Source organism: Streptomyces chromofuscus (assembly GCF_015160875.1).
GTDB classification, from domain to species: Bacteria; Actinomycetota; Actinomycetes; order Streptomycetales; family Streptomycetaceae; genus Streptomyces; species Streptomyces chromofuscus.
In genome coordinates this window covers 7,053,137-7,066,039 of sequence record NZ_CP063374.1, presented here as the reverse complement: position 1 = coordinate 7,066,039, position 12,903 = coordinate 7,053,137, and the positions used below count along the sequence as shown (strand labels likewise).

11 protein-coding genes are annotated in these 12,903 nt (G+C 72.7%); 4 read left to right on the top strand and 7 right to left on the bottom strand.

Going from position 1 to position 12,903, the window contains the following annotated elements; genetic code table 11:
- Window positions 1-42: 42 nt before the first annotated feature.
- On the top strand, window positions 43-612 hold the full coding sequence (locus tag IPT68_RS31615) for a putative glycolipid-binding domain-containing protein (RefSeq protein WP_189698037.1): 570 nt from the start codon (window positions 43-45) through the stop codon (window positions 610-612).
- Here the strand turns inward: IPT68_RS31615 and IPT68_RS31610 are convergent.
- Window positions 609-2,249 (bottom strand): ABC-F family ATP-binding cassette domain-containing protein, encoded by a 1,641-nt coding sequence (locus IPT68_RS31610; protein ID WP_189698038.1) that lies wholly within the window; start codon window positions 2,247-2,249, stop codon window positions 609-611. The genes IPT68_RS31615 and IPT68_RS31610 overlap by 4 nt on opposite strands.
- 48 nt (window positions 2,250-2,297) lie before the next feature.
- Window positions 2,298-3,320 (bottom strand): oxidoreductase, encoded by a 1,023-nt coding sequence (locus IPT68_RS31605; protein WP_189698039.1) that lies wholly within the window; start codon window positions 3,318-3,320, stop codon window positions 2,298-2,300.
- A gap of 66 nt (window positions 3,321-3,386) precedes the next feature.
- On the opposite strand from IPT68_RS31605, the gene IPT68_RS31600 reads away from it, so the two are divergent.
- Window positions 3,387-4,352, top strand: coding sequence for an FAD-dependent oxidoreductase (locus IPT68_RS31600; RefSeq protein ID WP_189698040.1), 966 nt, complete (start codon window positions 3,387-3,389; stop codon window positions 4,350-4,352).
- Window positions 4,353-4,401: 49 nt separating this feature from the next.
- Here IPT68_RS31600 and IPT68_RS31595 read toward each other — a convergent pair whose 3' ends face one another.
- Window positions 4,402-6,369: a Xaa-Pro dipeptidyl-peptidase gene (locus IPT68_RS31595; RefSeq protein WP_189698041.1), complete on the bottom strand. Its 1,968-nt coding sequence runs from the start codon at window positions 6,367-6,369 to the stop codon at window positions 4,402-4,404.
- 204 nt (window positions 6,370-6,573) lie between these two features.
- On the opposite strand from IPT68_RS31595, the gene IPT68_RS31590 reads away from it, so the two are divergent.
- Window positions 6,574-8,091: a M1 family metallopeptidase gene (locus tag IPT68_RS31590; protein ID WP_189698042.1), complete on the top strand. Its 1,518-nt coding sequence runs from the start codon at window positions 6,574-6,576 to the stop codon at window positions 8,089-8,091.
- A 3-nt stretch (window positions 8,092-8,094) separates the two neighbouring features.
- Here the strand turns inward: IPT68_RS31590 and IPT68_RS31585 are convergent, their stop codons facing one another.
- From IPT68_RS31585 to IPT68_RS31575, 3 genes are all read right to left on the bottom strand, one after another.
- A complete protein-coding gene (locus IPT68_RS31585; protein WP_373300559.1) occupies window positions 8,095-8,463 on the bottom strand; it encodes a DUF6766 family protein in 369 nt (122 codons plus the stop codon).
- Window positions 8,464-8,561: 98 nt separating this feature from the next.
- Complete coding sequence (locus IPT68_RS31580) at window positions 8,562-9,464, bottom strand: PfkB family carbohydrate kinase (RefSeq protein WP_228040054.1); 903 nt, start codon at window positions 9,462-9,464, stop codon at window positions 8,562-8,564.
- 115 nt (window positions 9,465-9,579) lie between these two features.
- Window positions 9,580-9,891, bottom strand: coding sequence for a hypothetical protein (locus tag IPT68_RS31575; protein WP_189698269.1), 312 nt, complete (start codon window positions 9,889-9,891; stop codon window positions 9,580-9,582).
- Window positions 9,892-9,996: 105 nt separating this feature from the next.
- On the opposite strand from IPT68_RS31575, the gene IPT68_RS31570 reads away from it, so the two are divergent.
- The gene (locus IPT68_RS31570; protein ID WP_189698043.1) at window positions 9,997-10,704 is read left to right on the top strand and encodes a MerR family transcriptional regulator; all 708 of its coding nucleotides are present in this window, start codon (window positions 9,997-9,999) and stop codon (window positions 10,702-10,704) included.
- Here IPT68_RS31570 and IPT68_RS31565 read toward each other — a convergent pair.
- On the bottom strand, window positions 10,690-12,873 hold the full coding sequence (locus tag IPT68_RS31565; RefSeq protein WP_189698044.1) for a 3-hydroxyacyl-CoA dehydrogenase NAD-binding domain-containing protein: 2,184 nt from the start codon (window positions 12,871-12,873) through the stop codon (window positions 10,690-10,692). The genes IPT68_RS31570 and IPT68_RS31565 overlap by 15 nt on opposite strands.
- Window positions 12,874-12,903 lie beyond the last annotated feature (30 nt).

Genomic DNA, 12,903 nt, shown 5'->3' with positions numbered 1-12,903 from the left:
GGCGCGACGTGCGGCGTCCGACTCCGACCATAGGGTGGCGGTATGACCACTTCGCGTGCGGTGACCTGGGACGTCATCGCGAGCCATGGCTACGAGACCGCCTGGGTCACGTTCGACGGGGAGTCCCTGCGGGCGCGGGGGCGGGCGGTGGGGACGGATCCGGAGCCGTACTGGGTGTCGTACGAACTGCGGACCGGCGACGGATACGTGACGCGGCGGCTCCAGGTGACCGCCGAGACGGCGGAGGTGACGCGGACGCTCGATCTGCGGCACGACGGGCGGGGCGCGTGGACCGCCGACGGGGAGCAGGTGCCGGACGTGCACGGGGCGCTCGACTGCGACCTGGGGCTGTGTCCCCTGACCAACACCATGCCCGTGCTCCGGCACGGTCTGCACCGGACGGCCGGTGAGCGGGAGTTCCTGATGGCCTGGGTGTCGGTGCCCGACCTGACCGTACGGCCGTCGGTGCAGACGTACACGCACCTCGCCCGCACCGACGGCGGCGGGCGGGTGCGGTTCGCGTCGGGTGACTTCACCAGCGAGCTGGACTTCGACGCGGACGGCCTGGTCGTCGACTATCCGGAGCTGGCGGCCCGGCTGACGCCTCGTTAGCGCTCGGTCACCTTGCCGTCCGCGACCTCCAGCCGGCGGGTGACGCGCACGGCGTCCAGCATACGGCGGTCGTGGGTGACCAGCAGCAGTGTGCCGGTGTAGGCGTCGAGGGCCGACTCCAGCTGTTCGATGGCGGGCAGGTCGAGGTGGTTCGTGGGCTCGTCGAGGACCAGGAGGTTGACACCCCGGCCCTGCAGGAGGGCGAGGGCGGCACGGGTGCGCTCGCCGGGCGAGAGGGTGGCCGCCGGGCGCAGGACGTGGTCCGACTTCAGGCCGAACTTGGCCAGGAGCGTACGCACCTCGACCGGTTCGGTGTCCGGCACGGCGGCGCGGAACGCGTCCAGCAGCGCCTCGGGGCCGTGGAACAGCTTGCGGGCCTGGTCGACCTCGCCGACCAGCACCCCGGAGCCGAGGGCGGCGTGCCCCGCGTCGAGCGGGACGCGGCCGAGCAGGGCGCCGAGCAGCGTCGACTTGCCCGCGCCGTTCGCGCCGGTGACCGCCACCCGGTCCGCCCAGTCGATCTGGAGGGTCACCGGGCCGAGGACGAAGTCGCCGCGCCGCACCTCGGCGTCGCGCAGGGTCGCCACGACCGCACCGGAGCGGGGTGCCGAGGCGATCTCCATGCGCAGCTCCCACTCCTTGCGGGGCTCCTCGACGACCTCCAGCCGTTCGATCATGCGCTGGGTCTGCCGGGCCTTCGCGGCCTGCTTCTCGCTGGCCTCGCTGCGGAACTTGCGCCCGATCTTGTCGTTGTCGTTGCCCGCCTTGCGCCGGGCGTTCTTCACGCCCTTGTCCATCCAGGAACGCTGCATCTGCGCGCGGTCCTGCAGGGCGGTCCTCTTGTCGGCGTACTCCTCGTAGTCCTCGCGCGCGTGCCGCCGGGCCACCTCGCGTTCCTCCAGGTAGGCCGCGTAGCCACCGCCGTAGAGGTTGATCTGCTGCTGGGCGAGGTCGAGTTCGAGGACCTTCGTGACCGTGCGGGTGAGGAACTCGCGGTCGTGGCTGACGACGACCGTGCCGGCGCGCAGTCCGCGCACGAAGCGTTCGAGGCGCTCCAGGCCGTCCAGGTCGAGGTCGTTGGTGGGCTCGTCCAGCAGGAAGACGTCGTAGCGGGAGAGCAGGAGCGAGGCGAGGCCGGCGCGGGCCGCCTGGCCGCCGGAGAGGGACGTCATCGCCTGGTCGAGGCCGACGGCGAGGCCGAGCGAGTCGGCGACCTCCTCGGCGCGTTCGTCGAGGTCGGCGCCGCCGAGGCCGAGCCAGCGCTCCAGGGCGCCGGCGTAGGCGTCGTCCGCGCCGGGCGCTCCTTCGACCAGGGCCTCGGTGGCCTCGTCCATGGCCCGCTGCGCGTCGGCGACGCCGGTACGGCGGGCGAGGAACTGCCGTACCGTTTCGCCCGGCCGCCGTTCGGGCTCCTGCGGCAGGTGACCGACGGTCGCGGTGGGCGGGGACAGGCGCAGTTCGCCCTGCTCGGGGGCGTCGAGCCCGGCGAGCATCCGCAGCAGCGTGGACTTCCCGGCGCCGTTGGCACCGACCAGCCCGATCACGTCGCCGGGCGCGACGACCAGGTCGAGTCCGGTGAAGAGCGCGCGGTCGCCGTGGCCGGCGGCGAGGTTCTTGGCGACGAGGGTGGCAGTCATCAGACCGCCGATCCTAATGGCCCTCCGGCCCGGATCTCGCGTCGGTCCTCACCGTGCCATCGCCTCCACCAGCACGCTTCCCGCCGTCCTCGCCACCACGTACGACTCGCCCTTCACGGCCCTGGCGTCCAGGGGGATACGGTGGCGGCCCGGTTCGAGGAGCCCGTCGAAGACCTCGTGGGTGCGGGTGCGGGAAAGACGGTCCAGACGGTAAGCGGTGAGCCGGACCCGGCAGGCCGAGGTGACCTCGACGCCCGCCTCGCCGTCGGCGGTGACCAGGCGGGTGAGGCGGCGCTGCTCCACCGGGCTGCGGTCGAGGGCGTGTTCGATCTGGGCGACGAGCAACGGGACGATCGGGGCGAGTCCGTCGACGTACGCCACCTCGACCCCGGCGCGTTCGAAGGCCCGCCGCACGGCCGCGCGCTCCTCCTGGCCGGCCTCGCGGCCGAAGGCGACGGCGCCGTAAGCGCGCAGCTCGTCGGCGGGGACGCGGTCGGCGTCGCGGGTGATGTCGGCGCCGATGCCGATGGTGCGCAGGGCGGCGGCCAGTCTGGCGAGCACGGCGACGCGGGCGCCGATCAGCAGGACGCGGCGGCGGCCGCCGGGACCCTGGGCGTCCAGCAGGGAGTGCAGCGCCGTGCGGTAGGCGTCGCCGTGGAAGCGGAACGGGCCGATGCCCCGGTAGCCGTTCAGCTCCAGGTCGACCTGTTCGCCGGTCTGCCAGGCGAAGTCCCGCCAGACGTAGTCGTCGCCGGCCCGCTCGATCACCGCGGTGACCGCGCCGCACGCCACGTCGGCGCACTCGGGACAGCCGTAGATGACGTGCCGCCCCCCGGCCAGCGGAGCGTCGGCCTCCAGCAGCAGGCCGCGCACCTGGGCGGTGAAGATGGCGGGCGGGACGTCGGAGGCGAGCGGGGAGACGGCGTCCAGGTCCGAGAGCCGGAACAGCAGCGGGCGCCCGTCGACGATGAAGTCCACGAAGTCCCGGTGCACCTGGAAGCCACCGTCCGCGAGAACTTCACCGGCACGCATCGCCGGTGCCAGGCCGAAGGTCGCGTACGCGGCAGACATACGGTGAGTATCCCCACAGTTACGGCACTCTGATCGCAGCATGACACATTCCGCTACCGTCCCCGCATGAGCAGCGACGCGAAGGGCGACGTGATCGTCGTCGGCGGGGGTGTCATCGGGCTGACCACGGCCGTGGTGCTGGCCGAGCGGGGCCGGCGGGTGCGGGTGTGGACGCGGGACCCCGCCGAGCGCACCACCTCGGCGGTCGCGGGCGCGCTGTGGTGGCCCTACCGCATCGAGCCGACCGAGGCGGCGCGCGGCTGGGCGCTGCGCTCCCTGGTCGTCTACGAGGAGCTGGCCGAGCGCCCCGAGTCCACCGGCGTACGCCTGGTCGAAGGGGTCATGGGTGAGACGGGCCTGGACGAGACGGGCTCCTGGGCGGCGGGCCGGCTGAAGGCGCTGCGCGCGGCGACGCCCGAGGAGTACGCCGGGCCGGTGGGGCTGTGGGCGCGGCTGCCGCTGATCGACATGTCGACCTATCTGCCGTGGCTGCTGGGGCGGTTGGCGGCTGCGGGCGGGGTGGTGGAGCGGCGCACCGTGTCGGCGCTCACGGAGGTGGACGCGCAGGTCGTGGTCAACTGCACGGGGCTGGGCGCGCGGGAGCTGGTGCCGGACGCGTCCGTGCGCCCCGTGCGCGGCCAGCTGGTCGTGGTGGAGAACCCCGGGATCCGTACGTGGGTCGTGTCCAAGGACGTCTCCGGCGAGCTCGCGTACGTCTTCCCGCATCCGGGGCGGCTGGTGCTGGGCGGCACCTCCCAGCAGGACGCGTGGTCGCTCGAGCCCGATCCGGCGGTGGCCGAGGCGATCGTACGGCGGTGCGCGGCGCTGCGGCCCGGGATCGCGGGGGCGCGGGTGCTGGAGCACCGGGTGGGGCTGCGACCGGTGCGGGACGCCGTCCGGCTGGAGCGCCAACCGCTGCCGGACGGGAGGGTGCTGGTGCACCACTACGGGCACGGCGGTGCGGGCGTGACCGTTGCGTGGGGATGTGCCGAGGAGGCGGCCGACCTGGCCGGTCCGGCCGCCTCCGGGTGAGACGCGACGACGCAGGCGCCCCTCGTGGTGAGGGGCGCCTTTCGGCGGCTCAGTCGGTGGTGCGGGGGCCGGGCACGCGCTCGGCGGGGCGCGCGTCGTCGACTCCTCGGAGCGTTTCGTGCGGCGCCGGGGCCGGGGCCGTCGCGGTGCCCGCCGTGGCCCGGGCGAACGCCGCCGTGCCGCCGGCCAGCGGGACCCGGGCGGAGGTACGGGCGAGGTCCAGCGCGAGCGTCGGCCTGTCGGCCGGAGGGTCGATCAGGTCCTTGTCGGTGCCCGCGACGATCAGGGCCAGCCGGTGTCCGGCCGGGACGACGTGGTCGGTCGCGGCCAGGTCGAGGGTGATGGTGTACCGCTCGCCCGGGGTGAGCGGGCGGCCCGTCAGGTCGGAGGCGTGGTTGCCGAGGTCGGCCCAGCCGCGGCTGACGACGGTGTGGTCGACGTCGGTCCTCTTGGCCTCGGTCTCCTTGAAGCAGGCGCTGTCGCCGCTGGTGGACGCGCCCCAGCAGGTGCGGTCGGGCAGGGTGGTGATGCCCTCGGCGGCGTCGGCGTAGTCGCGGATGGTGGCGGGGCCGAGGTCCACGAGGACGGCCGACAGGTGGGCCGTGGGCGTGCTGGGGGTCACGGTGACGGTGACCTCGGAGGAGCCGGACAGGCGCAGGTCGCGGGTGAGCGGGCCCGTGACGAAGCCGGCCTTGTCCGGGGTGGTGTGGTCGATCCACGCGGCCCAGTCGGTCTCGCCGCGCCCCGGGTCGTCCGTGAAGGTCTCGGTGCCCCGGCCGGCGCGCAGGCCCAGGCTGCCGACGCCGGGCCGGGCGCCATGAGCGGGCCTCAGACGCACGGTGTCGGTGCCGCGTGGCGGCCAGACCTTCGACGTGACCCATTGGTCGGGGTGGCGTTCGATGTCGGCCATCGGCTCGCGGTCGATGCCGTTGTCGTAGCCGAGCAGTTCGTGGTCGAACCAGCGGTGCAGGGTCTCGACCCAGTGGGCGCGGCGGAAGTCGAACGGGTCGACGTGGCCGGTCTGGGAGAGCCAGATCTTGCGCTCGACGCCGTTCCTGGCGAGGGCGTCCCACCACGGTCCGACGTGCTGCATGCGCACGTTGAGGTCCTGCGCGCCGTGGACCAGGAAGACACTCGCCCTGACCCTGCTCGCGTCCCGCACGTGGTCGCGTTCGCTCCACAGCGGCGTCCAGTCGCCGGTGCGCGGGGCGCCGTCGGCGAGTCGCCGCTGGACGGCGGCGCACTTGGCGCGGGCGTCGGGGCTGTTGACGTAGTTCGACAGCCAGTCGGGGCCGGAGCCGTACAACGGGGCGCCCTTGGCGAAGTAGTAGTCGTACCAGGAGGAGATGGCGCCGATCGGCACGATGGTCTCCAGGCCCTCGACGCCGGTGGCGGCGACGCCGTTGGCGACGGTGCCGTCCCAGCTCTTGCCGATCATTCCCGTCCGGCCGTTGGTCCAGCCGGCCTCGGCCCTGGCGGTGCCGGTGCGGGTGGTGTAGGCCGTGCCGCGCCCGTTCAGCCAGTCGACGACGGCCTTCGCGGACTGGACGTCGGAGCGGCCGCCGACGTCGACACAGCCGTCGGACCGGTTGGTGCCGGCGAGGTCGACGGCGACGAAGGCGTAGCCGCGCGGTACGAAGTAGTTGTCGTAGTACAGCGGCATCCGGACGATGTCGCCCTCGGCGTCGTACGTCTTGCGCTGGCTCTCGTTGCCCCGCCCGCAGCACGAGTAGTACGGGCTGGCCTCCATGATGACCGGCACCTTGCGGCCCTGCTGGGCGGGTTCGCGCGGGCGGACGATGTCGACGGCGACGCGGTCGGTCCTGCCGTCGCCGTCGCCGTCGAGGCCGGTGTCCACCCAGACGGCCTCACGGACGGCGGTGTCGTACGAGTAGACGGGACGGCTCTCCCGCGGGGCGCCGTGTGCGGCGGCCGGGGTGAGCAGGGTGGCCGTCAGGGCGGCGGTGGCCGCCGTCGCGAGCGGTCTCCAGGTCGTGCGGCGCATACGTGTCGGCATGCGCCGGACGGTACCGCCGTCAACTGCCGTGCATAAGGGTGCGTCTGAGTGCACCTCAGGGTGGCCGGAAACCGGTGTGGGCCGTCCGGGTGCATGACGGCCGAATGGCGATCTCATGACAGCGGTTGTTGTGGACAGGGCAGTCACGGCCGGGCCTGAATAGGCTCCGAACGGACCCTCGCCCCCCCACGACTCGGAGTTTCCGTGCACCGCAGAATCACGACGCCGGGCGCGCTCGCCGCCGCCTCCCTGCTGCTGGCGGTCCCTGCATCGGCCGCGAGCCACTCCCCCGGCGCTCCGGGTGTCGGCGACCCCTACTACCCGGCGTACGGCAACGGCGGTTACGACGTCTCCCACTACGACCTCCGGCTGAAGTACCAGCCCGCGGAGGACCGGCTGGAAGGCACGGCGACCCTCCTGGCCCGCACCACGCAGGACCTGTCGCGGTTCAACCTGGATTTCCTGCTGGACGTCAGCGAGGTGCGCGTCAACGGAGCGAGGGCCGTCTTCGCGACCTCGGGCGAGCACGAACTGGAGATCACGCCGAGCAAACCCCTGGCCAAGGATGCGTCCGTCACCGTGGTGGTGCGCTACAGCGGGGTACCGTCGTCGAAGCGGGCGTACGGCTTCACCAGCTGGCTGCGGACGCCGGACGGCGGGGTCGCGGCCGGTGAGCCCGAGTCGGCGTGGTGGTGGTTCCCGAGCAACGACCATCCGCTGGACAAGGCCACGTACGACGTCTCGGTGCAGGTGCCGGACGGCAGCCAGGCCATCTCCAACGGCACGCTGCAGTCGACGGGTTCACGGGCCGGGTGGACCCGCTACAGCTGGCGGTCCGACAAGCCGCAGGCGACCTATCTCGCCACGCTCGCCGTCGGCAGGTTCGACATCACGACCGCGACCACGGACGGCGGCATCCCGGTCGTCAACGCCTACAGCAGGGATCTGGGCGGCACCGACGGCGCGGCGCGGGCCGGCGTCGAGCGGACCGGGGAGATCGCCGACTGGCTGACCGACTACTTCGGGCCGTACCCCTACAACGCCCTCGGCGGATACGTGCCGAACACCACCACCGGGTACGCGCTGGAGACGCAGACCCGGCCCTTCTACAGCCCGCGGCAGTTCGCCGCCGGTTCGAACACGTCGGTGGTCGTGCACGAGCTGGCCCACCAGTGGTACGGCGACCTGGTGTCGGTGTCCCAGTGGAAGGACATCTGGATCAACGAGGGCTTCGCCCGGTACGCGCAGTGGCTGTGGTCCGAGCACGAGGGCGAGGGGACCGCGCAGGAGATCGCGGACTACGTCTACGCGTCGCGTCCGGCGGACGATCCGTTCTGGACGGTGCGTCCCGGTGACCCGGGGCCGGAGAACCAGTTCCACCTGGCCGTGTACGACCGGGGCGCGCTGGCCCTGCAGGCGCTGCGCAACAGGATCGGCGACGAGGACTTCTTCGCCGTCCTCGAGGGCTGGCCACGGCGGTACGCCCATGGCAACGCCTCGGTGGCCGACTTCCGCGGGTACGCGGAGCGGGTCTCCGGGAAGCGGCTGACCGCGCTGTTCGACACGTGGCTGTTCCAGCCGTCGAAGCCGGGGGCGCCGGCGGCGCGCGACGCCTCGATCGCCGCCCCGGCACCGGGAGCGAGGGCGGCCGTGGAGCAGCCGAGGTCGTGGAAGAAGATCGCGGCGACCAACGGCGTACACGATCACGGCCACGCCGAATAGGGCTCACCCCTCGACTCCCGTCGACGCATGGGGCGCACCGACCGGTTTGGATTCGGGCGAGCCGCGCTGGCGGAGGTAGACGGAGAGAATGGCCATCGAGGCGACCGCCAGGAACTCGGACTGCCGGTTCTGCAGGGTTCTGCTCCAGAAATCGGCCGAGCCCAGATATTCGCCCCAACCGATGGGCGCCTGGAGTTGTCTGAGTTGCCGCTCGTTGTACGCGGCGACTCCGGCGGTCGCCTGCACCAGCCAGGACAATGCGAAAATCGCGCCCATCACCAGACCGAGCGAGCGGGAGAAGACCGCCTGCCGAACACCGCCGACCCCAGCGTTCCCGTTCGGCGCACTGCTCTCACGCTGCCTCTGTTCCACGGGACGGGCACTTCCACGCCCCGTCGTTCACCGCCGTGTACCCCTTCTCCGGCGGAACAAGCAGCGAGCGAGCGGCAGGGCGGGTGCCGTCGGCCTCTTCAGTGCGGCAGCGCGGCTGCGCGCTCGAGGAGTTCGGCCCGCCCTATCGCCTCGGCCTCGGTGGACGGCACCGTGCACGCATGGGCACCGGCCACCGCGCCGTACAGGGCGCATCGGCGGGGTGGTGCGCCGCCCAGGTGGCCGAAGAGGAAGGCCGCGGCGAAGGCGTCTCCCGCGCCGTTGGAGTCCACCACCGGCGCGGGGGGCGGGACCGCCGGGACGCGCGTCAGGTCGCCGTCGGTGAGGAGGTACGCGCCGTCGGCGCCGGCGGTGGCGACGACCGTGTGCGCGCGGCCGTGCTCGACGATGCGGCGCATGGTGCGCTCGGGGTCGGTGAGGGCGGCGGCGGAGAGGAAGACGATGTCCGCGGCGAGGGCGAAGGGCTCGTGGTAGGGGTTCTCGCCGTCCCAGTCGTGCAGGTCGGTGGAGAGGGGCACGCCGGTCTCGCGCAGGACGGGCAGGGCGTGGGCGCAGGGATGGGTGATGGACACGTGCACGTGGCGGCTGGACCGCGCCAGCGCCCGGACGGTCGCCTCGGGGAGCCGGTCGCCGGCGTGCGAGCGGCTCGTGTCGTACAGGGACAGGCGCCGGCCGTCGGGGCCGACGAGGTTGACCGCGCGTTTGGTGCCGGCGGGCTGCGGGATCGCGGTGAGGGCGATGCCCTTCGCGTGGTGCAGGGCCCGGACCAGGTCGCCCTCGGGGTCGTCGCCGAGCAGGTCGAGGTGGTGGGTGCGCAGGCCCAGCGCGCCGAGGCCGAGGGCGACGAAGTCGCCGGTCTGGCCCGCGCGGGTGCGGATGCCGGAGTCGATCATGTAGCTGTCGGCGTAGGGCAGGGGCATCTCCGGCACGTACACGATGGTGTCCACGCCCGCGCCGCCCAGCACGAGAACGTCCGTGTTCACGCCCGACTCCCGTCCGCCCCGTGGTCGTACACCGTCACGGGGATCCCCTGCCGCACCAGCCGGCCGACGACGAGAGGCTCCACACGGGACCACCTGCCACCGGCCAGGCCGCAGCCTATCCGCTCCGCTCAAGGGGGCGCCTGGCTCTGTGGCCGTGGGCCTGCGGGCGGTGGGCGTCTGCGGGACGTGTGTGGCTGGTCGCGCAGTTCCCCGTGCCCCTTCGGCGCGCACACGCCCGAGACGCCGTGTCGATCTCCGACATGACGCCACCGTAGGCGGGCAGCAGGGTCTTGCGGCCGGCCTCGGGGTCGTTCCACAGCATGCCGGGGCAGGCCAGCAGGAAGGCGATCGTGGCGAGCTCCGTGACCGGGTTGCCGGGGAGGCGGAAGTGCGGCCGCCGCACCAGGCCCGCCACGTCTCGCAGCATTGCTTCTCACTCCGTCGGCGCACGGCCGTTTCACGATCGTCCCCGGTCCCTCACAGGGGGCGTGCGAGGTGTCACACAACTGGTGGGACAGCGATACTGCTGCGCATGACGACCGACACCGAGGAGCCGACCCTCACGATCGACGAGCTGGCCGCGCGGGCGGGCGTCACGGTGCGTACCGTGCGTTTCTACGGCAGCAAGGGCCTGCTGCCGCCGCCGGAGATCGGGCCGCGCCGGGTGGGTCGCTACGGCAGGGAGCACCTGGCCCGGCTGGAGCTCATCGAGGAGTTGCAGCGGCAGGGCATGACGCTCGCGGCCATCGAGCGCTATCTGCGGCAGCTGCCGCCGGACCTCAGCGCCCACGACCTGGCGATCCACCGGGCGGTCGTGGCCTCCTGGGCTCCGGACGCGGTCGAGACGGTGACGCGTCCGGAGCTGGACCGGCGGGCGGGGCGGCCCCTGGCCGACGGCGACGTCGAGCGGCTGGCCGCGATGGACGTGGTGCGGCCCGCGGACGGCGGCGCGTACGACGTCGACCTCGGTCTGCTGCGGCTCGGCGTCCGGCTGCTGGACGTGCCGCTCTCCCAGGAGGCGATCCTGGCGGCGCGCGAGGTTCTCGTCGAACATTCGCGCGCCGCGGCCGGCGAGCTCGCCCAGCTCTTCCGCGGCGAGGTGTCGGAGCGGGGGGCGCGGGACGTGAAGTCCCTCTCCGCGCACATGCACCCCTTGGTGGTGCAGGCGCTCCTGACGACCTTCCAGCGGTCGCTGAAGGAGGAGCTGGGCGAGTGGCTCACGGGGTCAGGAACGGGCTGAGTCGGTGAACCGCTCGCCCTTCTCGGCCTTCTCCACCAGCAGCGCCGGCGGGGTGAAGCGGTCCCCGTAGCGCTCGGCGAGCTCCCGCGCGCGGGCCACGAAGCCGGGCAGGCCCCCTTCGTAGCCGTTGATGTACTGCAGGACGCCGCCGGTCCAGCCGGGGAAGCCGATGCCGAGGACGGAGCCGATGTTGGCGTCGGCGACCGACGTCAGCACGCCCTCCTCCAGCAGCCGGACCGTGTCCAGCGCCTCGGAGAAGAGCATCCGCTCCTGCATGTCCCGGAAGGGGATCTCGGTGCCCGCGCGCGTGAAGTGCTCCCGCAGGCCGGGCCACAGGCCGGCGCGTCTGCCGTCCTCCGCGTAGTCGTAGAAGCCGGCGCCGCCGCTGCGGCCGGTGCGGCCGAACTCGTCGACCATGCGGTCGATGACGGCCTCCGCCGGGTGCGGGGTCCAGGTGCCGCCCGCCTCCTCCACGGCCCGCCTGGTCTCGCCCCGGATCTTGCGCGGCAGGGTGAGCGTCAGCTCGTCCATCAGGGACAGCACCTTGGCCGGGTATCCCGCCTGGGCCGCCGCCTGTTCGACGGACGCGGGCTCGACGCCCTCGCCGACCATGGCCACGCCCTCGTTGATGAAGTGGCCGATGACCCGGGAGGTGAAGAAGCCCCGCGAGTCGTTGACCACGATCGGCGTCTTGTTGATCTGCCGGACCAGGTCGAAGGCGCGGGCAAGGGCCTCGTCGCCGGTCCGTTCGCCCTTGATGATCTCGACCAGCGGCATCTTGTCGACCGGCGAGAAGAAGTGCAGCCCGATGAAGTCGGACTGGCGCTCGACGCCCTCGGCGAGGGCGGTGATCGGCAGCGTGGAGGTGTTGGAGCACAGCAGCGCGTCCGGCGCCACGACCTGCTCGATCTCCTGGAACACCTTGTGCTTGAGCGCGGTGTCCTCGAAGACGGCCTCGATCACCGCGTCGCACCCGCCGAGGTCCTGGACCTCGGCGGTGGGCGTGATGCGGGCGAGCAGCGCGTCGGCCTTCTCCTGCGTCGTACGGCCCTTGGCGACGGCCTTGGCGCACAGCCTCTCGGAGTAGTTCTTGCCCTTGAGGGCCGCCTCCAGGGAGACGTCCTTCAGGACGACCTCGATGCCGGCCCGCGCGCACGAGTAGGCGATGCCGGCGCCCATCATCCCGGCGCCGAGGACGGCGACCCGGCGCACCTGGCGGGGCTCGACGCCCTTGGGGCGGTTGGCGCCGGAGTTGACCGCCTGGAGGTCGAAGAAGAACGCCTGGATCATGTTCTTCGAGGTCTGACCGGCGGCCAGCTCCACGAAGTAGCGGGCCTCGATGACCTGGGCGGTCTCGAAGTCGACCTGCGAGCTCTCGACGGCGGCCGCGAGAATGTTGCGCGGCGCCGGGTAGGGGGCGCCGTTCGTCTGCTTGCGCAGGTTGGCCGGGAAGGCGGGCAGGTTGGCCGCGAACTTCGGGTGGGCGGGGGTGCCACCGGGGATCTTGTAGCCCGGCCGGTCCCAGGGCTGCTGCGACTCGGGGTGGGCGTCGATGAAGGCCCGGGCCTTGGCGAGCATGTCCTGCGGGGTGTCGGCCACCTCGTGGACCAGGCCGTTCTCCAGGGCGCGGCGCGGGCTGTACTGGGTGCCCTGGAGGAGGACCTTCAGCAGGGCGTCGGCGATACCCAGCAGGCGGACCGTGCGGACCACGCCGCCGCCTCCGGGCAGCAGGCCGAGGGTGACCTCGGGGCAGCCGATCTTGGAGCCGGGTGCGTCGAGGGCGACGCGGTGGTGGCAGGCGAGGGCGATCTCGTAACCGCCGCCCAGGGCGGCGCCGTTCATCGCGGCGACGACCGGCTTGCCCAGGGTCTCGATGCGGCGCAGGTTGCGCTTGATCGCCAGGCCGCCGTCGAACAGCTCCTGCGCCGTCTCGGGGGTGACGCGGATCAGGTCGCGCAGGTCGCCGCCGGCGAAGAACGTCTTCTTGGCGGAAGTGAGGATGATCCCGCGGATGGAGTCCTTCTCGGCCTCCAGCCGGTCGGTGATCGCGGCGAGGGAGTCCCGGAACGCCCGGTTCATGGTGTTCGCGGACTGGCCCGGGTCGTCGAGGACGAGGGTGACGACGCCGGTCTCGTCCTGCTCCCAGCGGATGGTGGTGCTCTCGGTCATTGCTTCTCCGTATCGGGATCTGGGACGGGC

What these genes read in the sequence shown, in the direction of transcription:
- IPT68_RS31570 (WP_189698043.1), top strand. Translation starts at nt 9,997, where the DNA reads ATGACGACCGACACCGAGGAGCCGACCCTCACGATCGACGAGCTGGCC.
- IPT68_RS31600 (WP_189698040.1), top strand. Translation starts at nt 3,387, where the DNA reads ATGAGCAGCGACGCGAAGGGCGACGTGATCGTCGTCGGCGGGGGTGTC.
- IPT68_RS31615 (WP_189698037.1), top strand. Translation starts at nt 43, where the DNA reads ATGACCACTTCGCGTGCGGTGACCTGGGACGTCATCGCGAGCCATGGC.
- IPT68_RS31605 (WP_189698039.1), bottom strand. Translation starts at nt 3,320, where the DNA reads ATGTCTGCCGCGTACGCGACCTTCGGCCTGGCACCGGCGATGCGTGCC.
- IPT68_RS31575 (WP_189698269.1), bottom strand. Translation starts at nt 9,891, where the DNA reads ATGCTGCGAGACGTGGCGGGCCTGGTGCGGCGGCCGCACTTCCGCCTC.
- IPT68_RS31565 (WP_189698044.1), bottom strand. Translation starts at nt 12,873, where the DNA reads ATGACCGAGAGCACCACCATCCGCTGGGAGCAGGACGAGACCGGCGTC.
- IPT68_RS31595 (WP_189698041.1), bottom strand. Translation starts at nt 6,369, where the DNA reads ATGCCGACACGTATGCGCCGCACGACCTGGAGACCGCTCGCGACGGCG.
- IPT68_RS31610 (WP_189698038.1), bottom strand. Translation starts at nt 2,249, where the DNA reads ATGACTGCCACCCTCGTCGCCAAGAACCTCGCCGCCGGCCACGGCGAC.